The organism is Paenibacillus sp. EB106-04-04-XG159 (assembly GCF_058791835.1).
Window position 1 is genome coordinate 342056 of record NZ_JBYTDY010000003.1, and the last position, 22073, is coordinate 364128.

Genomic DNA, 22073 nt, shown 5'->3' on the forward strand with positions numbered 1-22073 from the left:
CCGTAGAACACTTTCGCCAATCTGTTGATTCTATTGTAGCTAACTGCCTCTCATGTCCAATAGACTATAAATGTATGAAATATAGCAATAACTTATGAAGATGTGCAATTGGCGCATATGAAAAAGCAATCCCAATGGAAAATGTATACGCATCGGGATTGCTCTTGGCTGTTTAAGGTTGTATAGAGGAAGCTTGCTTCTTATACAGAGTCGGGGCTACGCCCGTCTGACGCTTGAATACACGTGAGAAGTAAGCATGGTCATTAAAGCCGACTCCATAGCTAATATCGGTAACGGACATATCGCTCTTCAGCAGCAGCTCCGCTGCTTTATGGACGCGATATTCAATCAGATAGTCACCGTATGTTTTGCCCGTAAAGCGCTTGAACAGCTGACAGAAGTAGCTCTTGGATATACTAAACTCACGGCAGACGGTCTCCAATCGAAGCTCTTCCGCATGATGATCCTGTACGTATTTGATAGCAGAGATCATCAACTCGCGATACTTCTCCACTCGCTCATCTTCGTCTTTCAGCTTTCCCGCTTGCTTCGCTTGTTCACGAATAATAATAGAAAGCAATTTTAATAGGTCGGCACGCAATACGAGTTCATAATAGCGCTTAGCAGACTGGAATTCATTCAGCATCCCCTGCAGCAGTCGTGTAACTTCCATATCAGCCTCGCCTATTAATGCGATCTTCGGATTCACATTCCGTTCATCCTGCATAAATGGATGGAGATAAAGCGCATCAAAGCTTTCATCTCCTTCATGCACGGCTTGATATCCTTCATATACGAACTGAGGCATGAACTCTAATCCTATGACATGGAAGCCCTTCTCTAGTATCCGATCTACCCGATGAACGGTGTAAGGCGGAATGACGAACAAGTTTCCTTTCACCATTCGGTATGCGTGGTTATTGATCGTGTGCATGAATTCGCCCTTAACCACGTACCAGATCTGAATATAATCATGAGCATGGTCATTAATGCTTATCCCGTTGCGCTTCCAATCGTATATCTTAAACGGCATGGCTGTACCAATCTCACGATCCGCACGAAAGAATACGACATGATCGGGCAAGGAATGACGGGACCGCTCGCTTTTATCAGAGTAAGACATGCAGATCCCCCTTGTTACTGTCCTCTCGATTATCAACATCACAAGCTATATTAACTAAACTATACTATAGGAATCGGAAGTTGACCAATTATATAATAGTAAATATGAAGATTGCAGGCTTGCACACTTGAACCCATTCGCCTGGATTATGTTGAGCCAAGATGACTTCAGCTTGGTATAATATACATATTACTATTTACGAAAATGCGATGACATCATGATTTTGAGCAAGGAGGCATAAAGACTTGAGGGCACATATTGCATCACTTCACGTCGGCAAGCCGGCCGAGTCGTTCACTTATAACGGCAAGCCTGTCCTAACGGGCATGGTTAAAGAGCTCGTCACTGTTTCTATTATGCTGGCCTCGCTTGGCTTCGAGGGTGATGGACAAGCAGATCAGAAGCACCACGGCGGACCTGATAAGGCGGTATGCGTATTTGCGGAAGAACACTATGCCTACTGGAGCAAGGAGATAGGCCGCCCGCTTCCTTCATCTGCATTCGGAGAGAATCTGACCACGAGCGGCTTAATTGAAAATGATGTACATATCGGCGATACATTTCGCATTGGCGAAGCGGTTGTTCAGGTGAGCCAGCCCCGGCAGCCCTGCTTCAAGCTTGCGGCTCGATACGACCGCAAGGAGCTGCCGATCTGGATGCAGAATACCGGGTATACCGGGTATTATCTGCGGGTGCTTGAGCCGGGGCGGGTAACCGTTGGCAACCCGATCGAGGTTATTTCTCTAGAGCCGTCTGCGCTCAGCATCCAATATGCGAATGAGGTCATGCATCAGAAGCTTCATGGCGCTGAGGGCATTGAACGGCTGCTGGCCGTGCCAGCGCTGTCCAGCAGTTGGCGCGCCTCCTTGAACAAGCGTCTGCTTGGCGCGCAGGAGAACACGGATGCACGCATCAAAGGCAGCGAATAGCTGAAACTGCAAAGAGACTTCCCTTATCCACGGTTTGGACACGTTGCTGTGCCGTCCATCGATAAGGGAAGTCTCTTCTGTTTATTCTTTATGCTGTTCAGGCTTAACCGCATGATCAGCGGTGCTGCTTGAGGATACTTGCGCGGCTGCTACCTTATCCGTTTGAGTAGAATAACCTTTGAGCTGAAGCGCAATCGGGATTGCGATCAAGGCAAGCAGGAAGCCGATGAAGTTAACGTCATTAATCCCTTGAGTATAGGCCTCCAATTGAACAGTTGCCTGATCAACTGCTCCGCCCTGCGACAATACCTCTATATGATGCATCGTTCTGGATACAAGGAGTGAGGAGAACATGCTAATAGACAGCGCTGCTAATCCTTGGCGCAGCCAACTATTGATTGAAGAGCCATATCCCGTCCATTCCCGCCGAATGGCACTCATACCTGCATTAACAGACGGCGTGTTCGCTAATGCGATACCGACGTTACGGAATATGAGCCAGAATATGATAGCAGCATGCGACGTATTCACATGCAAGCGGCTCATCGCAAAAGAACTGATCGCGATCAAGGCAAGGCCGATCGAAATCATCTTGGCTGGTCCGAAACGGACATACCATCTGCCTGTGAATGGGATGACCATTGCCATCAGCAGCGATGCGGGGAGCAGAATAAGACCTGCTGTCAAGGTCGATGCTCCTTGTACATTTTGCAGAAACAGAGGCGTTATTAAGGATCCTGAATACAAGCTGATCGTAATAATGCTCACAAGAATCATCGAATACGCAAACTGTCTCGACTGGAACACTTTAAACTGCAGCAATGGGTACTTTTGGCGCAGCGAGCGGTATATGAATAGTCCTATGATCGCTCCACCGATCACAATACATAAGATGGTCTTCCATCCTAACCATCCCCATGCTTGGGTATTACCGATGGCATACAGCAGCAGAATACTTCCGCTCACGACCATCAAGAAGCCCAGCTTATCGAAGCCTGTCTGTCCGCCAACTTTATACATCGGAATAAATTTAATAACTGCCCAGATCGCAATTAATCCAATCGGGATGTTAATCCAGAACAGCCATTGCCAGTTGAACACGTGAGTGAGCCAACCTGCAAGAGTAGGTCCAATTGCCGGCGCCAACATCGCGGACAAGCTCCATATACTGATACCGAATGCCTGCTGCGACTTCGGAATGACCTGATATACGATCGACATGGTCGTTGGCATAATAATGCCGCTGAACGAGCCCTGCAGTACCCGGAATAAGATCAAGCTCGTTTCATTCCAAGCTAACGCGCACAAGCAGGAGGAAACTACGAACCCCATCAAGGCAAAAAGATACAAACGCTTTGTGCTGAATCGATTCCCTAGAAATCCAATTGCCGGTGCGACTGTACCCGTTGCTAACAGAAAGCCCGTCATTACCCATTGAATCGAAGTCAGATTAACATCAAATTGCTCCATTAGCACCGGCAATGCGACCGTCACCATGTTCGTGCTAAGAACAGCAAGGAAGTTACCAAAAAATATAGCAAACATCATACTCCAAAATTTAGATTTCGACAATGCTGAGGCATCGTTCATTCAATTTCCACCATTCTTTACCATAAAATTTAAGAATTTAACATAAATTCGCTTTAATAGAATACATCTTTTATTTCTATGTGTCAATTGTTACATATATTCCCCAGTGAAGTGCAGCTCCATTACAACCTCCGCTCCACATGTTTACGGATCAAAAAAGCTCAGGCTGCCTATTCTAGGCTTACCTGAGCTTCACTTTGCATGCTAAGCTACCATTATAGTTTGAGCTCTTATCTAGAAGGAGATACCTTCTTCACTCCATTCTTCTTCGATCTGCGCTCATCGAATTTCAAGCGGCGCTGGAAATATCCCAGCACGATATCCGCGAAGATCGCAAGCGCAGCAGCAGGTATTGCCCCTGCATAGAGGCGAAGCGGATTCTGATTGTTAATGCCCGCATAGATTTCGCGTCCGAGCCCTCCGCCGCCGACGAGCGGAGCAATCGTCACGACTCCAATCGCGATGACCGCGGCAATGCGCAGTCCTGTCATTATATAAGTCAAGGCTAGCGGAAACCGCACTTTGAACAGCAGCTGCAGCGGATTCATTCCGATGCCGCGTCCCGCTTCAATATAGCTGGGGTTAACCTGCTTCAAGCCTACATAAGTGTTGCGCACGATCGGGTTCAACGAGTAGAACAGCAAACCGACCGTCACTGTGGTCTGTCCCAATCCAAGCACCAGCATGAGCAGAACGAGCAGCGCCAAGCTAGGGATAACCTGCAGCACACCCGTAATAGCAAGGATAATCTTCGCTAAGGTTTCATTTTTAGAGCAGATGACTCCGAGCGGAATCCCGATCACAATCGCCAGTCCAACACCGCCCAGCACCATCAGTACATGCGATATAAAATACTCCCAGAGCATATCCGAATTCCGGCTCATATAGGACAGCAAATCTACAATTGACCATTCATAATCGCCCATATAGTCCTCCCTTCCGGCATTGTATCTGCCGATTGAATTATTTGCTTAATAAACCCTTGTCACGCAGATATTGCTGCGCAACCTCGCGTTCACTCTTCTTCTCGATATCCACCTGATAGTTAAGATTAATCATGGTTTCCGCATCTAAAGTACCCACTAATTCCTGAATGGCCGCTTCTACCTCAGGGTACTTTTCGATCACATCATTGCGTATGACTGGAGATGCATCGTATGGCGGGAAAAAATGCTTATCATCCTGCAGCGTTTGCAGATTATAGGCTTTGAGGCGAGAATCCGTGGAATAAGCTAACACAATATCAACCTGATCATTGCCTACCGCTTGATACACTAAACTCTGTTCCATTGGGAATTCCTTCCCAAACTTAAAACCATATGCTTTCTGAAATGCCGGATAACCATCATTCGAACGCTCAAGCCACGTCGTATCCACACCAAGACGCAAGCTGTCCGCATCCTTCGCTACATCCGATATGGTCTTATAGCCTTTCTCCTGCGCGAGATCTTCTCGGACTGTAAATGCGTACGTATTCTCGAAACCGAGTGAGTCCATCCATTTGAAATCATAATACTTGTCGAATCCCTGCTGCGCCTGCTCCAGAACGCGCGCGCGATCCTTCGTTTCTTCTATCGGAAAATAGTTGTTGAAAATTTCTCCGCTGTAAAGCGTTGCGATCTGAACGTCATTGCGTTTCATCGCGCTAATAATGACTGGACTAGCAGCCAAGTCAGGTATAATCTTGGCTTTCAATTCCGTCCTATCTTCGATCAGCGCCTTGTACATCTCGGCAATGATCTTCGACTCGGTATAGGTTTGGGTGCCGATGACAAGCTCAGAACTCGATCCGCAGCCTGTGAGTACCGTCATCATCAACAACAGCATGGATAATCCGAATGCTATTCGTTTATGCTTCATCCTTATATTCCTCCTTATTCAGACTGGCTCCAGCATTATGCTTATCGGTATAAAACGTATTAAGCAGCAACAGAGCTCGTTCTGCCATAACGTCGTGTCAGCACACGCTCCAACCAGCCGAGCAGCAGATCTGCCGCAAATGCTAACAGAATAGCTCCAGCTGCGCCTGCGACGATCAGCTCGACCTTGTTAACACCGAGGCCGGCAACGATCAACTGCCCCAGCCCGCCAGCGCCGATGAGTGTCGCCAATGTCGCCCAGCTGATAATATAGACCGTCGTGATGCGAATTCCCGACATCATGTACGGAAGAGATAAAGGGAGCTGAACGCGCAAGATTCGCTGGATCGTGCTGTAGCCCATGCCGCGTGCAGATTCTAGCACGCTCGCGTCCACCGACTGAAACCCATCATAGGTGCTGCGAAGAATCGGCATGATGGAATAGAGAAACAAGGCAACTATAGTTGGCTTCATGCCGATGCCAAGCAGCGGGATAAGGATAGCGAGCAGAGCCAAGCTCGGAATCGTCTGCAGCAGGTTGGCCAAGAAGAACACGATGCTGTTAATCCATTTGACACGGTTATACACTAACAGGATTCCGAGAGGAATGGATACGATACATCCAAGCAATACGGATATGAACGTGATCGTCAGATGCTCCTGCAACGCAATCAATATGTCTCCGCCGCGCTCTTGGAAGAAAGTAAACAGCTCGTTCATTACTTCGCCTCCTCTTCGAGGCTCTTGCCATATTGATCAATGAGAGCCGGGTACACTTCGTTCAGATGGCTGACGATACTGCCCCGTGTCAACAGTCCTGCCAAGCGTCCTGTTTCATCTACCACAGCCAGGTTCGATAATCGATGATTCGTCATCATCTCTACTGCTTCAGGCAGCGAGGTCCCAGGAGCAACTTGATACCCAATCGGACGCATCACATCCTGAACCGTCTTGTTCTCACTGCCGAATTCACTTAGAACGCGATAAATCGAAACGATCCCAAGCACCTTCCGGTAGCGGTCAACCACGAACAAGGTATCCACTCGGCGCGCCTCCATAATCTTGATCGCTTCTGCCAAGCCGCGATTCGGATAGATCGTCGCGGGCTGCGTGACCATAACATCGTCAACCGCAGTCATCCGCATAGGCTCGCCTTGAACGGTATCTTCAACCTGTTTCTGTCCGATAAAGGTACGAACAAAGTCATTTGCAGGATAACGGAGTATGGTCTCAGGCGATCCAGACTGCACAATCTCCCCATCCTTCATGAGGATGATCGTATCGGCTAACTTAATCGCTTCATTCATATCATGCGTAACAAAGATGATCGTCTTATGCAACTCTTCCTGCAGACGAACCAGCTCATCCTGCAGCTGCTCACGGCTGATCGGATCAAGCGCGCTGAACGGCTCATCCATCAATATAATATCCGGGTCCGCGGCCAAAGCGCGGATAACACCGATCCGCTGCTGCTGCCCTCCGCTTAATTCAGAAGGATAGCGATCACGATAAACTGCCGGATCCAGATTGACCATGTTCAACAATTCATCTACACGCTGATCTATTTTACTTTGATTCCATTTCATCAGATTAGGAACAACGGCGACATTTTTAGCGATTGTCATATGGGGGAATAAGCCAACACTTTGGATGACGTAACCGATTCGGCGTCTAAGCTCAACCGGGTTCTGAGTGGAGATATCTTCACCATTAATCAGGATGGTTCCACTGGAGGGGGTAATCAGGCTGTTGATATGCTTCATCGTCGTTGATTTACCACAGCCGCTCGGTCCAATAAGTACAGTTAACTCCCCTTTATTAATCGTCAGATTAATATCTTTGAGAGACTGAAAGCCATCTTCATAAATCTTATTTACCTGCTTAAATTCAATCATAATCCTCTCACCTCTACTTTTATTGATCACAGTTTACCCAATATTTGCGATTAAACATTCTCCTGCCAAGCTAATCACTACAGGACTCTTTCTAGATGTTCCATCTCGATTATAAGTACCGTTCATGTCCTGGTAGATCATCAAACCATGAAGCACCTTCAGGGCAATCCAGAGTCATAAACTTCCCATAATTTCCGTTCTTCGATTGATGAAACTTCAAATAGGCTTTGCCATCTTCGATCGCCAATATCTCAATCTTGCCGGACGCATGACTCATGGACAATCTAACCCGCTTACCAAGCCCCGAGGTTCGTGCCTTCGCCTGCTCCACAATTTCATATGCACGCTGCAAGGACAAGACAAAGTCAGAATTGCCCGCAACTGGACGATTGATAAAAAAGTAATACGGTGTAACACCAGCCCATGATAATTGGTCAAGTAGTTCACTCAACACCGCTGGATCATCATTAATCCCCTTTAATACAGGCGTCTGATTCACCACGATAACACCAGCGCTATGGAGTGCATCAAAGGCTCGCTTCGCTTCAAGAGTAATCTCTCGCGGATGGTTGATGTGCGCCATCACATAGATCCGCTGATCTACACTCGAATTCTCACGAAACACCTGAAGCAGCTCTTCATCTTCATAGATCCGCATCGGATTAAACACCGGCAGCTTGGAGCCGAATCGCACAATCTTTACATGCTCGATACTGCGAAGACGTTCCAATATCTCACGAATCTTCTTCGTAGAGAGAATAAGGCTATCCCCGCCCGTGAGCAGCACATTGTTGATCTCAGGATGCTGTTCGATGTAAGCTAGGCCCGGCTCTACATTCAATGAAGCCTCATTCACATCATTGCGGAACAAGCGTTTACGGAAGCAATAACGACAGTAAGCGCCGCACACCTCCGATACAATGAGAAGCGCCGTTGTTCCATACTTGTGCTGACATCCAGGTGCTACATAATTGGCATGCTCATCAGATGCATCCCAACGTCCATACTCCAACAGCTCTCCTTCATTCGGAATGACGAGCTTGCGGATAGGATCATGTTCATCGTTCCAGTCGATCAAGCCAAGGTAGTAATCATTCACGCGGAACACGAATTTCTCCGTGATCTGTTTGAGCTTAGCGCGCTCCTCCTCGGGAATAGCAGTAATTCGATCAATCTGCGTAATGTACTTTGGTTGCGGCATTACGATCGCCCCTTTACTCAAGAATTGGCTTACTCAGTCCTTCTCTTTCAAGTGATGTGCGGATCATCATGATGATCGGTGATTGGATTCAGTCTAGATGCGTCTTGACTGAGACGGGGGGGGGGAAATGGTTCTTTCTTGCTTGCAGAAGATAATACTGTTGCGGGTCAACAGAAAAAGACCCCAACACAAACAATGACTCATCGGTCATTGTTGTGAAATAGGGTCAGCAAAATAATAAAACCCGAATAAAGATTCGGGTCATGGTGATATGTTCATAATTGTGATGTGACCCATCTCCTGCAAACGAGGTTAGCTGACGGACTCGGAAAAGATGGTTTCCTACGCATTGCTGCGACTAGCCCCACTGATTGGTTCCCCCGCTTCCCATTGCTGGGAATTAAGCGTACTTCTATGCTATATGAATATTGACATATTGTCAACATGATTACCACTCAATATTTTCCAGCAATGCAAAATACGAGCACCCCAACGAGTGCTCGCCACTTTCTTATCAAGGAAATTTAACTTATGATATTCGCCTCTAAACTTAATCTTTAGTCGCTTTAGTCCAGAAGCCTCCGTGGAATTGAGTAGGTTCAAGTGTAATGACAAACGCCTTCGAATCAATCTCGATAATCGATTGATACAACTTCTTCTGGTTCTTGCGTCTCGCTAACACTTCCAGCACGAGCCTGTCTCCATCGCGACCTTGACCAATCCATGTGGTAACGCCATAACCTAATTTACGCAGATGCTGAGGTACTTCGCTGAACGGATCGTTTACGATAACTCGCATCGTAACATATCCGAGCGCTAGCTTCCCTTCGATCCAAGAACCTGCTAATACACCTAAGCCGTATCCAAGTGCATATACGATCAGGCTGATCGGCTGATCCAAATATTTCAGAACCATATTCAAGCCAAGCACATATATCGTAATTTCTACACAGCTTAGGACAGCAGCATAATACTTTTGGCCTTTCAGTGTCAGAATCATGCGCAAGGTGAAGAACGCGACGTATACGATTTGTATGCAAAAGATCGATAATAGGATAGTAAATATAACCTACATCTCCTTCAAGTTTATACATTTGTTGTATTACATACGTTAACCGTTAGTGCGCTTCTTCAAACCTGGAGTCGTAAGTATGATGTTTCCGTTAGTCATGAGGAGTGATTCCTGCAATGTCGTAGAGAAGCTCCATTCGCAGATGCTCGCGCACTGTATCAGCCAGCCTGTCAAAAGCCTCTTCTTGTCGATTCACAAAGCTAATACAGCTATTGAGCGGCAATAAACCCTTCCCTTCCCTCAGCTGATTAAGCCACGCACGGCGAAAATGATCATTATGAAATATACCGTGCACATACGTTCCCCAAGCTTTCCCATCTATCGAGGCATAGCCATCGCCAAAGGCTTCTCCAGCGCCTTGAAGTATGAACAAAGGACCTGCGGCTTTCTCGCTCATATTTACCGTTGAGCGCCCCATATGAATTTCATAGCCTGTTATCTTCAACCCCACTAAGTGTTCCTTGTCGGTTAGATTTCGACTTACCTCGCCATACACACGCTCAATCTTCTTCTCCGCGTAGAAGCACGTTTCTATCGGCAGATAACTCAAGCCCTTCACGACCGTCCCCGGTTCAGCCTCAGCACCATCTGGAACACTTATTAGATTGCCTAGCATTTGATAGCCACCGCAGATTCCAACCAGCTTCGCACTGCGGTGAACCTGTACCTCAATTGCCTGCTGTATCCCCGTTTCTCGCAGAAAGCGCAGATCCTCAATAGTGCTCTTCGTTCCTGGCAGGATAATAGCATCAGGTGTGCCGAGATCTGAAGCTTGCTCCACATATCGAATTCGCACGTCAGGTTCAGCCATGAGCGGATCAACATCTGTAAAATTAGAAATGCGAGGATAACGAATCACAGCAATATCTAGCTCATAACTATCTGACTCGCTGCTAGAAATGTGCTTATTCATCTGCTCCAGTACGACGGAATCCTCAGCTTCTATATTCAGATTGCGCACATAAGGCAGCACTCCAAGTACTGGCTTGCCTGTCCGTTCCTCCAACCAGTCTAGACCAGGCTGGAGAAGAGCAACATCACCGCGAAACTTGTTGATGATAAAGCCCTTTACTCGATCCCGCTCATCAGGCTCTAGCAGCTCTAAAGTACCAACAATAGAAGCAAACACCCCGCCGCGGTCAATGTCTGCGACAAGAATGACCGGCGCTTCCGCCCATGCAGCCATATTCATATTCACGATATCGTTGTGCTTCAGATTAATCTCTGCTGGACTCCCCGCTCCTTCCATCACTACTACGTCATACTCCGACTTCAAGCGGTTAACGGCTTCCGTCACCATCACCCGAGCCTCCGGCAAAAATTGACGGCGATAATCCATCGCGCTCATATGCTGATAAGGCTTGCCATGCACAACAATCTGCGAATGCATATCACGAGTCGGCTTAATCAGCACTGGATTCATATCCGTCGTGGCAGCTATGCCGCACGCTTCCGCCTGAACCCCCTGCGCACGGCCTATCTCTTTGCCATCCAGCGTCACATATGAATTCAAGGCCATATTCTGCGACTTAAACGGAGCCACCTTTAGCCCGTCCTGCTTGAAGATGCGGCACAGCGCAGTCGTCACAACGGACTTGCCCACATCCGAGGCCGTCCCTTGCAGCATAATCGCTCGCCCTATCCCATTTGATTCCTCCACTATATAACCAACCACCCTTCATCGAGATGTGTCCCTATCCACACCATTTGACCGTTCTCCCATTAGCTCAGTAAGCATCTGAGTAAACGGGATCGTGAACCGATACTTAATCAGTCACATTAGCCAAGCATTACTCACATGCTCGCTTACTGAGTCATTGGTATAATAGGCAGACACTCTTTTATAGGCACTTGCCAGGCGATGCTTACTGGCTCTATTCCTAATAAATCGCATAAATATAACATATCATTTCAAAAAAAAGCAGAAATGCCGAGCATCATATTCATACGTCCATCTTGAAAAAGATGCATGTTTTGAATGGATGCTCATCGATTCTGCTCTCATCCGAGTGGTTCAAACTACCTGCCTCGTTCAATCTCATTATATTAATGGATATATAGCGACCTGAATCGTCAAGAGAAGGGTCAGCACCAGCTCACAAATCGCTCCGTACGTATCTCCTGTCAGTCCGCCTAGTTTGCGTACAATGGCGCGTGCCAGTACATACGCAAGCAGAGCAGCCAGCAGCAGCATGCCTGCTGTATAACCAAGCACAAGCCATATATTATGAAGCGTTTCAGGGCCTATTATCCACAACTTAACCTCCAGCAGCAGAACGGACAACAAGAGGCTCATTCCCGCCGCTCTGATCACATGTTTGGAGCTTAAACCCTGAAACAGCGAGCCAAGCCCCGACTCCGAAGCTCGCGCATAGGGCTGCTTAGCAATCGCCCACACCATCGTATAGCGGCTGAAGATAAATGGCAGCACAACGGCAATGCTCCATCGCTGCTGCTCCATCAAGCTTGCAATGAGCGACCATTGCCAGAGCAGAATGATAACGCAAGCTATGACCCCCATCGCCCCCACTCGGCTATCCTTCATGATCTCCAGCATCCGCTCACGCGAGCGATGGCTTAGTATGCCGTCGGCGGTATCCATAAGCCCGTCGAGGTGCAATCCACCCGTCATCGCAAGCATGACGAGTACGGTCAATACGGCCGCGGGCATCACCGGCAGCACCTGCATCAGCAGCCAGCCGCTGCCCCATGATACGAGGCCGACGAGCACACCGGCGAAGGGAAAGAACAAGGTGCTGCGCTTCAGCACCTCATTGGTAAACGGCACCTCTACAGGTATCGGCACTCGAGTCAGAAATTGTACTGCGGCAATCAAAGCCTGCTTGAACTGAGTCATAGCTCCACCATCCGACTCTTCAATTCAATAGGAATGCCGGCTGTCACCAGATAAACTTCCTCCGCTATTCCGGCCATTCGTTGATTCAGTCGGCCGGCTGCGTCTCGAAATACCCGCCCAAGCTTATAGGCGGGAACGACACCGTTTCCCACTTCATTGGTCACCATGACCAGCGTTCCGTTATATTTAGCCGCAGCCTCAGCCAACTGCTGAATTCGCCGCTCCACTCGAGCTGTGGAATCAGGCTCGTTCTCAACAGCTAGCAGCTCATTGGACAGCCATACCGTTAAACAATCTACCATAACCGATGGAGCCGTACATGCTGCGAGCTGCTCTGGCAGATTCAACGGCCACTCGGCTGTATCCCAGCGATAAGCCGCAGCGTTTCGTTCTGCTTGATGAAGATGGATGCGCTCTTTCATCTCCTCATCCAGCGCCTCGGCTGTTGCCACATATAAACAGCCTTCCGGCGAGCGCTTACGCATCAACCGCTCCGCGAACGAGCTCTTGCCGCTGCGAGCGCCGCCCGTTACCAGGATGATGCGCCCGCTCATTGCGCCTCGTCCTTGCCCGATACGCCAGCTTGGGCAAAAGTAGCCATCTCGCGCATAATTCGGCAAGCCGCATCAACGAGCTGGAACATCAGCACAGCGCCCGTGCCTTCTCCCAGCCGCATGCCAAGGTGCAAGGTCGGCGTAAGCTTTACCGCTTGCAGCAGCGCGCGATGGCCATGCTCATCCGATAGATGAGAGCCGATCATATAGCCCTGCGCAGCTGGCGCAAGCTTTGCAGCCACTAAAGCGGCAGCCGAGGATATGAAACCGTCGATGACGACAGGCTTGCCATTCATCGCCGCTCCGAGAATAACGCCGACCAATCCAGCGATCTCCAAGCCGCCGACTTTCGCCAGTACATCCAACGCATCATCCTTCTGCGGCTGATTAACCTCTAACGCGCGGCGCACGACATTGCATTTATGCTTCCATTGGTCATCATTGATGCCGGTACCGCGGCCAACCGTTTCTTCCGGCGGCATATCCGCAAATACGCTCATCAAAGCAGCGCTCGCGGTCGTATTGCCGATTCCCATCTCGCCAGTCGCAAACATGCTGTATCCTTGCTTCACCATGTCTGTAACGATATCGATGCCCGCTTGCACAGCTGCCAATGCCTCATCACGCGACATTGCGGGACCCTTAGCCATGTTATCCGTTCCGTGCTTTACCTTGCGATTGACGAGCTTCTCATGGACAAGCTCCGCGTTGACGCCAACATCTACGCATACCACATCTGCGCCTGCTTCGCGCGCCAGCACATTAACCGCCGCGCCGCCATGAATAAAGTTAAGCACCATCTGCGGTGTCACTTCTGCAGGGAAAGCGCTGACGCCCTCCGCGCACACACCGTGATCGCCTGCCATCACAATGACCGCTTTCTTCTCAAATGCAGGCATCGCTTCCCCCGTAATCTCAGCCAGCTGCTTCGACAGCACTTCCAGCATACCTAAGCTGCCAGGAGGCTTCGTCAACTGGTTCTGGTGGTTCATTGCCGCTTGACCGGCCTCCTTATTTAGCGGTGCGATTGAATCGGTCCAAGGATATTTGTTCATATCATCATCTCCATATGTTGTCGTTTAATATTGGTCAATTATGATGTAGTTCCATTCATTTCCGACTTCCCATTAAGACTTGCGGACGGCCGCTCTCCGGATGAGGGACAATTACGGTATCGGTCTGAAATATGCGGCTGATCAGTTGAGGAGTCATGATCTCCTCAGGCTCTCCATTTCCAATAATAACTCCTTCATGCATCACAATAATTCGATCACAGTACAAGGATGCCAGATTCAAATCATGCAGCACGGACACGATCGTCAGCCCGCATGTCTGCTGCCATTCACGCATAACGTCCATAAATTGTACTTGATAGTGAATGTCAAGATAGGTTGTCGGTTCATCCAGCAGCACGAGGCTAGGCGACTGAGCCATAAGCTTGCCCAATGCCGCGCGCTGCCGCTGCCCTCCGCTTAACTGATTCAACTGTCGATCCGCAATATCCGACAGCTGCAGCTGCTCCATAATCTGATCTACAAACGGACCGCTATCCTCACGTTCACTGCCAAACCAAGACTGGTAAGGAAAACGCCCCATCTCTACGATATCTCTTACTGTAAAATGAACGTCTGGCAGCACCTCCTGCTGGTGAACGGCCATTAATCGCGATAGCTGCTTGCGGCTATAATCATGAATCGAGGCGCCATACAGCTTAATGCTGCCGCGCTTCACTGATTCCGCACGAGAAAGGAGGGATAGAAGAGTAGACTTGCCGCTGCCGTTGGGACCGATAATCCCGACCCACTCTCCCGGATAAACTTGAAGGTCTACATCATGGAGCACTGCTTGATTGCCATATGCATGAGATACTCCATTTACATCCACTGCAGGAGTCTGAATCTCCATTACATTTTCCCTCCTCGTTTCAGCCTCTTGTTGCGAATTAATAGATAGGCAAAGAACGGCGCTCCTACAAACGCTGTAACGACCCCGAGCGGAATCTCTGTCGGTGCGAGCAGGGAACGCGCAATCGTGTCCGCCCACATGACATATAACGCGCCGCCAATCGCGGACATCGGCATCAGCAATCGATAATCAGGTCCAACTACTAATCTAAGCATATGCGGAACAACCAGGCCTACAAAGCCAATGACTCCGGATACAGACACCGCTCCCGCTGTCAGGAAGGTTGCTGTCAGCAATACAATCCATTTCGTAAGCTCCACATGAAGACCGAGATGCGCGGCTTGACGTTCACCTAGAGCCAACAGGTTCAGAGGACGCACATAAGCCAGCAGAATGATGAAGCTGATGAGGAAGAACGGCGCGATTACCGCGACATAGCTCCATCCCCGAAGCGCGAGACTGCCCATCGTCCAAAATAAAATCTCATTTACCGTTTGCTCAGACATCGCCACCAAAAATGACACGATCGCACCGAGAAATGCCTGCATGACGACACCGGACAAGATCAGGGTCTCAATCGGTAATTTTCCGTTCGTTCTGGCCATCCGAAGCACAACCAGTAAGGTCAATATCCCAGTCGCGAAGGCAACCACAGGTATGGACCATTGTCCGAGCAGACTGTACTGCAGTCCGAAATAAATGAGCACAGCCGCGCCCACAGAAGCGCCCGAGGATACACCCAGCGTATACGGGTCTGCCAGCGGATTGCGCAGCACGCCTTGAAAGGCGGTTCCCGCAACTCCTAATGAAGCTCCAACGAGCATCGCCAATACAACACGCGGGAATCGCACATTCATCATGATCTGAGCGGAAGCATCATCCCAACTAACGGGAATGAGGTCTCCCACGAAAGGAATATGATGCAGCAGAATCATCGCGATCTCGCCAAATGGCATTTTAACCGACCCGATAGCTAGACATCCAATAACGGACAAGAGGAGGAGCGTAATGCCCGCTCCCCCTGCCATGATGCTGTTTCGCCGCAAGCGGCGCGATGTTGTTTCGCTGTTGGGTGTCATCGTTACCACATCCAATCTATTTTACGAGATCCGGGTAGATCGCTTTCGCAACTTCCTTCAAGCCGTCAGCCAAGCGCGGTCCCGGACGACTAATAATATTCGTATCAATGCCAATCACTTGTTTGTCTTGAATAGCCTTGATGTTGGCCCAACCGCTGCGGTTAGTAATGATCTCCTCAAGCGGCTTCTTGGAATCAAAATCAACCATACCGTCAGCATACAGAATGACGTCAGGATTGCCTTTGATCACATTTTCCTCGTTAAGTTGAATCCAACCTGGTTCACTTGCTGCCACATTTACGCCGCCGGCAATTTCAATCACTTCGTTCATGAATTCGCCTGAACCAACCGTCCAGCCTGGAGCATACTCAATGTATACTTTCTTCTTCTCCTTAACATCCTTCACAGCCGTTTGAACTTCGTCACGCACCTGCTTCATATGGTCGACAACAGCCTTGGCTTGTTCTTGATGGTCTGTAATCAAGCCATACTGTTCAATGCTGGCGATCACATCATCGTAAGTCTTAGGTTCTACCTTGAAGATCTTGATGCCAAGATCGCGGAACTTTTTAACTGCTTCCTCACTCATGGATACACCTGTAAATACGATATCCGGCTTAGCCGCAATAATGGCTTCTTCGTTAGGCTTCGTAATGTCGCCCATCTTCGGCTTAGTCAGCGCTGCTTCCGGGTAGTCATCATAATCGGATACGCCCACGATTTCAGCATCCAAGCCTATAGCAAATAAGGCTTCCGTCTCAGCAGGTGATACAGACACGATTCGCTCAGGCGCTTTCTCAAATATGAACTCTTCGCCTGTAGCGTCCTTCACCGTCAATGGGTAAGTTGTCTTCAGCGCGTCAGGAGTTTTCTGTTCCTGCTGCGGTTGTTGCGTTGTCTCTTGTTTGCCGCTTGTTTCATTCGGAGCTTTCTCTTCCGTTGCTCCGCACGCTGCCAATGTCACGGCCAGCACGAGTGTCATCAGCACGCCTAGCGAGCGGTTCCACCATGTCTTCACGTCGTTCATCCTCCCCTTTTATAGTCCATATTCTGCTGCGCATGGCAAGCTACGGACCAACGTATCCGGTTCGATAAGATTGTGTACTCAACGTCCTCCATATGAACATGAAAAGATCCCTGCCTCGCGCTAGGCGAAACAGGGATCATCGTCATCCAATGGATTGCCGGTGCGTCAATGACTGATTCTCGCATCTGAGCAAGAGAGCTCTATGGCGCATGAGCGGCTGGTTGACGTATTCCTTTCCGCGAAGGATACTTGTCGTCTCGATTCAGGCAGGTCTCCTGACTTACGGGATGCTGCTATGCGCTCGCCTTCCCATCTCAGCTTGGAGACAGTGGCACAAGAGCGCATCACCCGATTCACAGTGGCGGGACCGTGCCGGATTTGCACCGGCTTCCCTTTTCACTTTCTTCCGACAGCATGAAGCTTGCCGAACAGAAAGACCTGAATTCGTATATATACGATTGTCCGTACTTGATATGAACTAAGGTATGATTATAGGCTATATATATCTCCTTAGCAAGTATATCTTGTAAAATGTTTGGCTGCAGGACATGGGCGAGCCGCTCACGGCGATCAGCGCGTGAGCGGCGATCAGCGCGTGAGCGGTTCGGTGCGCAGAAAGCGATAGCGCTTGCCCTGCCGCTGAGCGACGATGACGAAGCCGCCTCCCGTAGGGGCGGGCACGTCCCAGAATGACGCCGCCGGCCATGCCATGCTGTGCAGGCGGCGAACGACCCCGCCGTGCGTCACGATGAGCACGGCGATCGGCGGCCGCGCGCGGCGACCCTGGCGTGGTCGCGGCGCGCGGTGGAGGCGGGCGCGCTCCAATATGGCGCGCCAAGCCTCCTCGGTCCTGGCCGCGAATTGCTGCCAGGACTCGCCGCCTGGCGGGATGACGGCTGTCATGTCATCCAGCCAGGCGCAGTATTGGGCGTCCGCCTGCAGGTCCGCATAGGTGAGGCCCTCCCAGCGGCCGAAATCCAGCTCGCGCAGGCGGGCGTCCACCACCGCGCGCAGCGGTGCGGTGCGGGGTGAGACGCGCTCGAGCGTCGCGATGCAGCGGCGCATATCGCTCGCGAATGCGAGCGGGCGCTCCGCGGCGAGACGCCGCCGCGCGGGGGCGAGCGCTGCCTGCGCCTCCGGCAGCAGCGCCGCGTCGGTGCGGCTCACGTAGCGCCGCTCCGCGTTCTCGCGCGTCACGCCGTGGCGCAGCACCGCGATGCGCACCACTTGCACGCGCCGGCTCACAGCAGCCACCCGCCGCGCGCAAGCAGCACGGCGAGGCCCGCCGCCGCGAACAGCAGCGACGAGCCGCGCAGCAGTCGGCACGCCGCAGGGATATGGCGTGCCGCTAACGTCTCAACGGGCTCACCCATATAGGCGCGCAGGCTGCGTACGCCTTTGTACACATTGTAGCCCCCAAGACGCACATGCAGCGCGCCCGCTGTCGCCGCTTCCGGCCAGCCGCTGTTCGGGCTTGGATGCTTCCCTGCATCGCGCAGCGCCATGCGCAGCGCGCCCTTGGCATCCCCTGCCCGGTACAACCAAGCGGCTAGCGCTATAAGTACCGCCGTCAGCCGTGCGGGAATCCAGTTCGCGACATCATCCAGTCGCGCCGAGGCATACCCTAGGTTCTGGTACTTTTCATTCTTGTACCCTACCATCGAATCAAGCGTATTGACCGCGCGGTAAGCCATCGCAAGCGGTGCGCCGCCGATCAGCGCATAGAATAGCGGCGAGATCACCGCATCAACAATATTCTCTGCCACAGTCTCTACTGTGGCCCGCACTACCTCCGGCTCGTCCAGCTCCGCTGTATCACGGCCGACGATCATCCCAACTTCACGGCGGGCGCCTTCCATATCGACTTCCGCAAGCCGGCGGTATACCGCCATGCCCGCATCCTGAAGGCCTTTAACCGCGATCGTCGTGCCGATCAGCAGAGCTTCAACGCCCCACGCGAGCCACGGTTGCACGGCGTGAAGCCCCCACAGCGCCAGCCACGTCAGTCCGAAAGCACCGCCCGCTATCACTAGCGGCAGCAGCGCACCCAGCGGCTTGAGCGCGGATTCGCTTGGCGCGATGCGCCGCACCAAGCGCTCCATACCCGTGATCCCCCGTCCCATCAAGATGACGGGGTGCGGGATCCACCTGGGATCGCCGACTATCCGGTCCCATACATATGCAGCTATCCAGATCCAAGCAGCGCTGTTCATTCTTCACCACCGCTGCCTTCATTACCTGGCTTCCGCTCCTCCGCGTGTGGAAACAGCTCTGCATCCTCTTCGAACTGAGTCGCTGCCGCTTCCTTTACCGTTCTATATACGAGCATGCCTAGCGCATTCCCTAACGTAGTCGCTGTGCCAGCATACTGGTGCTCCGACGTATATCTGCCGCTGTTATGTACCGCTATCGCAATCGCATCCGTCGTCGTTCCTGTCGCGGACAGCCCTGTCTCTCGGTCTAGGATGCCGAGATCCAGCAGTGCGGCTGTCTTCGCCTCCGTAATCGTGATCAACGCGTTGAATATCGCGCTCTCATGCACCAACCCATCCAGCACGATCATAATGTTAATCGTGCCCGGCGCATGCCGCTTCCCTCCTCTTTGCTGCCGATGTTCGCGTCCACGCACCTGATCCTGCGGAGTTATATAAGCAGAATACGTCTCCCGCTCCACTCCAGCGCGCGCCGCATTAGACGTACCGGCTGATGAACAGCACAGAATTGAGAATTGGTCACCTTTGAGCTCGTCAACAGACATATGCGTCACTTTAGCAGCGGTTATCAAACCAACCGTATCGTTCGGCTCGTACCCCCACTGCTCACACTGGTTCTGCATATGCTGCACAGGATCACTGCAATCGAAAAAGCGATCCACCATATAATTGACGATTCGCGTGCCTGTCGAATTACCTCCGTGTAATACCGCGCTACTGTATATCTTTACCCTCTCTGTCCATTCAACGGAAGCATGGGCATCGCGCCATACCACACGCACTCCCGGCAGATGCTTTGCGTCATAACATTTCGTTCCGTTCCGATAAGGCTGCACTCCACTTCCCCCTTAATTGCTCTATGACGATGATTCTTCAGCTATTGTTCTGTAGACTAGCCTTACAACTCGAACACCTGTCGCATCGTACGGATCAGCTGCTCATTATCTGCTCGATCCTTCACCGCTAAGCGAATATGCCCTTCCGACAAACCATTGTACATCGCACAGCTGCGGATCAGCACTCCGCGCTGTCCAAGCACAGTCTGAAGGGAGCTGGCTGTCCACGGTGCCGGCACTTCACATAATAGATAATTCACCTCGCTCGGCCACACCCGCAGTCCGAGCTGCTCCAGCTGCCCGCTCAGCCATTTGCGTTCTGAAGCAATGAGTTCTCGCGTATGTTGTTCGTATGCCGCTAGCTCAGCATCGCAATCGAACATGGCTTCACCCGCTGCTAGAGCTAAACCGTTAACACTCCAAGCCACTTGCTTGCCCGTCATCGCTATGATCCGCTTAGGATCAGCGATCGCATAACCGAGACGAAGGCCAGGAATGGCATAGAATTTAGTCAAGGAACGAAACACAACCAGATTCGAATGCTTCGTCACCATGGAAAGTGCAGATCGTTCTTCACCATCAGCAAGAAAATCAATAAAGGCCTCATCCACCGCCAGCACCGTTCCACAGCGCTCAGCTGCTTCAACTGTTCGCTGCAGTGTACTGACATCGTACAAGACACCTGTAGGATTATTCGGATGGCCGATAATGCATAGATCCACTTCCGCCATGAGCCGTTCCAATTGCTCAGCTGATACGCGGTAATCGTCGTCCGGATTCCCTACCAAGGATATAACTTCTGCACCATATTGACGCGACAACCCTGCATACTCGGAGAAACAAGGCTCTACAATACCTACTTTCGCAGGTCGCTCTGCTAGAAGCAGCAGTGCCATACATTCCGCCGCTCCGTTTCCGATCAAGAGGGAAGCAGCGTCCACTCCGAGTCGAGCCGCTAATTTCTGCTTCAAACTGCGGTGCCCAGGGTCAGGATAGCGTATGATCCACTTGATCGCTTCTTCCATTACCCGGAGCACTTGAGAAGGCGGACCTAACGGATTAATATTCGCGCTGTAATCGAGGAACCGTTCCTCTTGTCCGCCGTATGCCGTTGCAGCGCTCCATATATCCCCGCCATGTCCATAGCGTTCCAAGTCATTCATACTGCTGTCCACCCCTTCTTCGATTCACGCTATATGTCACCGTTATTCTAATCTGAACCTGAATTGATTTCAACGAAATGCCGAAAAACATTGGTCAATTGCACACTGTATCCGTTCTAACGGTTCATGTATAATGAGCCTAAATCTTTGATATGATTACTAGACTATTGATCGGATTGTGTCCGATCGTGCAAGGGGGGAACCGCAATGTCGGTACACCAGAAAACTTCTTGGTCGTCGCTCTCGGCAGCCATAGCTGTGACGATATATTATGCGGTTACTCTAATATTTACGTTCAAAGGCAATCTTGGACTTTACAGCACGGAGATGATGGCTCTGGCGCGCAATGTATTTGGTATAGCCATCGTATTTCAAGCGGTTATGTACTTTATCAATTTCGTATCGAAAGATGAACCTGAAGAGAAAGAAATAGCACGCGATGTTTCCCTGCGTGCGAATAAAGCAGCGCTCACATTTCTGGTTTTGACGGTAGCTAGCTGCGCTTTCTATCTTATATACGTATCCGATACTCAGACACCTCTTCTAAATCCGCTCATTAGCGCCCATCTTTTGGTCAGCGTATTGCTGGTTGCCTGGATCGTGAAACATGCCTCCGAGCTCGTCATTTACCACCGTTCTTACTCGATGACCAGCCTTGACAAGCATTCTTAAAGCCTTATCTTGAAAGCGATTACTTTTATCATTCACCAACAATTGGCAGCACAGCAGGTTCAGAGACTCTCTCTGGCTGCTGTGTTTTTTCATATCCT

The 22073-nt window shown here is 50.6% G+C and carries 21 protein-coding genes and 2 riboswitches; of the genes, 2 read left to right on the forward strand and 19 right to left on the reverse strand.

All coding sequences use genetic code 11. The annotated features are described in order from the left end of the window. Positions 1–172: 172 nt before the first annotated feature. A complete protein-coding gene (locus AC3WTP_RS05795; protein ID WP_492393634.1) occupies positions 173–1123 on the reverse strand; it encodes a helix-turn-helix domain-containing protein in 951 nt (316 codons plus the stop codon). Positions 1124–1368: 245 nt separating this feature from the next. Between AC3WTP_RS05795 and AC3WTP_RS05800 the strand changes: the two genes are divergently transcribed. Next, positions 1369–2052, forward strand: coding sequence for an MOSC domain-containing protein (locus AC3WTP_RS05800; protein ID WP_492393635.1), 684 nt, complete (start codon positions 1369–1371; stop codon positions 2050–2052). 81 nt (positions 2053–2133) lie between these two features. Here AC3WTP_RS05800 and AC3WTP_RS05805 read toward each other — a convergent pair whose 3' ends face one another. From AC3WTP_RS05805 to cobD, 18 genes are all read right to left on the reverse strand, one after another. Continuing rightward, positions 2134–3642, reverse strand: coding sequence for an MDR family MFS transporter (locus AC3WTP_RS05805; RefSeq protein ID WP_492393636.1), 1509 nt, complete (start codon positions 3640–3642; stop codon positions 2134–2136). 230 nt (positions 3643–3872) lie between these two features. Further along, positions 3873–4568, reverse strand: a complete 696-nt coding sequence (locus AC3WTP_RS05810) for an ABC transporter permease (RefSeq protein ID WP_492393637.1) — start codon at positions 4566–4568, stop codon at positions 3873–3875. 37 nt (positions 4569–4605) lie between these two features. Continuing rightward, positions 4606–5502 (reverse strand): glycine betaine ABC transporter substrate-binding protein, encoded by an 897-nt coding sequence (locus AC3WTP_RS05815; RefSeq protein ID WP_492393638.1) that lies wholly within the window; start codon positions 5500–5502, stop codon positions 4606–4608. A gap of 59 nt (positions 5503–5561) precedes the next feature. After that, positions 5562–6221 carry an ABC transporter permease gene (locus AC3WTP_RS05820; RefSeq protein ID WP_492393639.1) on the reverse strand — a complete coding sequence of 220 codons (660 nt, stop codon included), beginning with the start codon at positions 6219–6221 and terminating at the stop codon, positions 5562–5564. After that, a complete protein-coding gene (locus AC3WTP_RS05825) occupies positions 6221–7396 on the reverse strand; it encodes a betaine/proline/choline family ABC transporter ATP-binding protein (protein ID WP_492393640.1) in 1176 nt (391 codons plus the stop codon). Before AC3WTP_RS05825 ends, AC3WTP_RS05820 begins: the two co-directional genes overlap by 1 nt. A 109-nt stretch (positions 7397–7505) precedes the next feature. Next, a complete protein-coding gene (locus AC3WTP_RS05830; protein ID WP_492393641.1) occupies positions 7506–8597 on the reverse strand; it encodes a KamA family radical SAM protein in 1092 nt (363 codons plus the stop codon). Between the two features lie 286 nt (positions 8598–8883). Continuing rightward, positions 8884–9014, reverse strand: a riboswitch (cyclic di-AMP (ydaO/yuaA leader). Positions 9015–9147: 133 nt separating this feature from the next. Beyond that, positions 9148–9663, reverse strand: coding sequence for a DUF2179 domain-containing protein (locus AC3WTP_RS05835; protein ID WP_492393670.1), 516 nt, complete (start codon positions 9661–9663; stop codon positions 9148–9150). A 97-nt stretch (positions 9664–9760) separates the two neighbouring features. Beyond that, a complete protein-coding gene (locus tag AC3WTP_RS05840) occupies positions 9761–11296 on the reverse strand; it encodes a cobyric acid synthase (protein ID WP_492393671.1) in 1536 nt (511 codons plus the stop codon). A gap of 414 nt (positions 11297–11710) precedes the next feature. Next, the gene (gene cobS / locus AC3WTP_RS05845; RefSeq protein WP_492393642.1) at positions 11711–12526 is read right to left on the reverse strand and encodes an adenosylcobinamide-GDP ribazoletransferase; all 816 of its coding nucleotides are present in this window, start codon (positions 12524–12526) and stop codon (positions 11711–11713) included. After that, on the reverse strand, positions 12523–13080 hold the full coding sequence (gene cobU, locus AC3WTP_RS05850) for a bifunctional adenosylcobinamide kinase/adenosylcobinamide-phosphate guanylyltransferase (protein ID WP_492393643.1): 558 nt from the start codon (positions 13078–13080) through the stop codon (positions 12523–12525). Before cobU ends, cobS begins: the two co-directional genes overlap by 4 nt. Further along, complete coding sequence (cobT, locus tag AC3WTP_RS05855) at positions 13077–14135, reverse strand: nicotinate-nucleotide--dimethylbenzimidazole phosphoribosyltransferase (RefSeq protein ID WP_492393644.1); 1059 nt, start codon at positions 14133–14135, stop codon at positions 13077–13079. Before cobT ends, cobU begins: the two co-directional genes overlap by 4 nt. A gap of 55 nt (positions 14136–14190) precedes the next feature. Then, a complete protein-coding gene (locus tag AC3WTP_RS05860; protein ID WP_492393645.1) occupies positions 14191–14985 on the reverse strand; it encodes an ABC transporter ATP-binding protein in 795 nt (264 codons plus the stop codon). Then, positions 14985–16064: a FecCD family ABC transporter permease gene (locus AC3WTP_RS05865; protein ID WP_492393646.1), complete on the reverse strand. Its 1080-nt coding sequence runs from the start codon at positions 16062–16064 to the stop codon at positions 14985–14987. The genes AC3WTP_RS05860 and AC3WTP_RS05865 overlap by 1 nt, the downstream gene beginning before the upstream one ends. 16 nt (positions 16065–16080) lie before the next feature. Then, positions 16081–17091 (reverse strand): ABC transporter substrate-binding protein, encoded by a 1011-nt coding sequence (locus tag AC3WTP_RS05870; RefSeq protein ID WP_492393647.1) that lies wholly within the window; start codon positions 17089–17091, stop codon positions 16081–16083. Between the two features lie 248 nt (positions 17092–17339). After that, positions 17340–17548: riboswitch (cobalamin riboswitch) on the reverse strand. Between the two features lie 131 nt (positions 17549–17679). Then, on the reverse strand, positions 17680–18336 hold the full coding sequence (locus AC3WTP_RS05875) for a histidine phosphatase family protein (protein ID WP_492393648.1): 657 nt from the start codon (positions 18334–18336) through the stop codon (positions 17680–17682). Then, the gene (gene cbiB / locus AC3WTP_RS05880) at positions 18333–19304 is read right to left on the reverse strand and encodes an adenosylcobinamide-phosphate synthase CbiB (protein WP_492393649.1); all 972 of its coding nucleotides are present in this window, start codon (positions 19302–19304) and stop codon (positions 18333–18335) included. The genes AC3WTP_RS05875 and cbiB overlap by 4 nt, the downstream gene beginning before the upstream one ends. Continuing rightward, complete coding sequence (locus AC3WTP_RS05885) at positions 19301–20140, reverse strand: adenosylcobinamide amidohydrolase (protein WP_492393650.1); 840 nt, start codon at positions 20138–20140, stop codon at positions 19301–19303. Before AC3WTP_RS05885 ends, cbiB begins: the two co-directional genes overlap by 4 nt. A gap of 62 nt (positions 20141–20202) precedes the next feature. Next, positions 20203–21303: a threonine-phosphate decarboxylase CobD gene (gene cobD, locus AC3WTP_RS05890; protein WP_492393651.1), complete on the reverse strand. Its 1101-nt coding sequence runs from the start codon at positions 21301–21303 to the stop codon at positions 20203–20205. Between the two features lie 207 nt (positions 21304–21510). Between cobD and AC3WTP_RS05895 the strand changes: the two genes are divergently transcribed. Further along, the gene (locus AC3WTP_RS05895; protein WP_492393652.1) at positions 21511–21975 is read left to right on the forward strand and encodes a phosphatase; all 465 of its coding nucleotides are present in this window, start codon (positions 21511–21513) and stop codon (positions 21973–21975) included. Positions 21976–22073 lie beyond the last annotated feature (98 nt).

Bases quoted from the DNA above. Each gene is read 5' to 3' on its own strand.
- AC3WTP_RS05865 (WP_492393646.1), bottom strand. From the start codon at position 16,064: ATGACACCCAACAGCGAAACAACATCGCGCCGCTTGCGGCGAAACAGC.
- AC3WTP_RS05805 (WP_492393636.1), bottom strand. From the start codon at position 3,642: ATGAACGATGCCTCAGCATTGTCGAAATCTAAATTTTGGAGTATGATG.
- cobS (WP_492393642.1), bottom strand. From the start codon at position 12,526: ATGACTCAGTTCAAGCAGGCTTTGATTGCCGCAGTACAATTTCTGACT.
- cobU (WP_492393643.1), bottom strand. From the start codon at position 13,080: ATGAGCGGGCGCATCATCCTGGTAACGGGCGGCGCTCGCAGCGGCAAG.
- AC3WTP_RS05840 (WP_492393671.1), bottom strand. From the start codon at position 11,296: ATGCTGCAAGGGACGGCCTCGGATGTGGGCAAGTCCGTTGTGACGACT.
- AC3WTP_RS05895 (WP_492393652.1), top strand. From the start codon at position 21,511: ATGTCGGTACACCAGAAAACTTCTTGGTCGTCGCTCTCGGCAGCCATA.
- cobT (WP_492393644.1), bottom strand. From the start codon at position 14,135: ATGAACAAATATCCTTGGACCGATTCAATCGCACCGCTAAATAAGGAG.
- AC3WTP_RS05820 (WP_492393639.1), bottom strand. From the start codon at position 6,221: ATGAACGAGCTGTTTACTTTCTTCCAAGAGCGCGGCGGAGACATATTG.
- AC3WTP_RS05860 (WP_492393645.1), bottom strand. From the start codon at position 14,985: ATGGAGATTCAGACTCCTGCAGTGGATGTAAATGGAGTATCTCATGCA.
- AC3WTP_RS05825 (WP_492393640.1), bottom strand. From the start codon at position 7,396: ATGATTGAATTTAAGCAGGTAAATAAGATTTATGAAGATGGCTTTCAG.
- AC3WTP_RS05810 (WP_492393637.1), bottom strand. From the start codon at position 4,568: ATGGGCGATTATGAATGGTCAATTGTAGATTTGCTGTCCTATATGAGC.
- cbiB (WP_492393649.1), bottom strand. From the start codon at position 19,304: ATGAACAGCGCTGCTTGGATCTGGATAGCTGCATATGTATGGGACCGG.
- AC3WTP_RS05830 (WP_492393641.1), bottom strand. From the start codon at position 8,597: ATGCCGCAACCAAAGTACATTACGCAGATTGATCGAATTACTGCTATT.
- AC3WTP_RS05795 (WP_492393634.1), bottom strand. From the start codon at position 1,123: ATGTCTTACTCTGATAAAAGCGAGCGGTCCCGTCATTCCTTGCCCGAT.
- AC3WTP_RS05815 (WP_492393638.1), bottom strand. From the start codon at position 5,502: ATGAAGCATAAACGAATAGCATTCGGATTATCCATGCTGTTGTTGATG.
- AC3WTP_RS05870 (WP_492393647.1), bottom strand. From the start codon at position 17,091: ATGAACGACGTGAAGACATGGTGGAACCGCTCGCTAGGCGTGCTGATG.
- cobD (WP_492393651.1), bottom strand. From the start codon at position 21,303: ATGAATGACTTGGAACGCTATGGACATGGCGGGGATATATGGAGCGCT.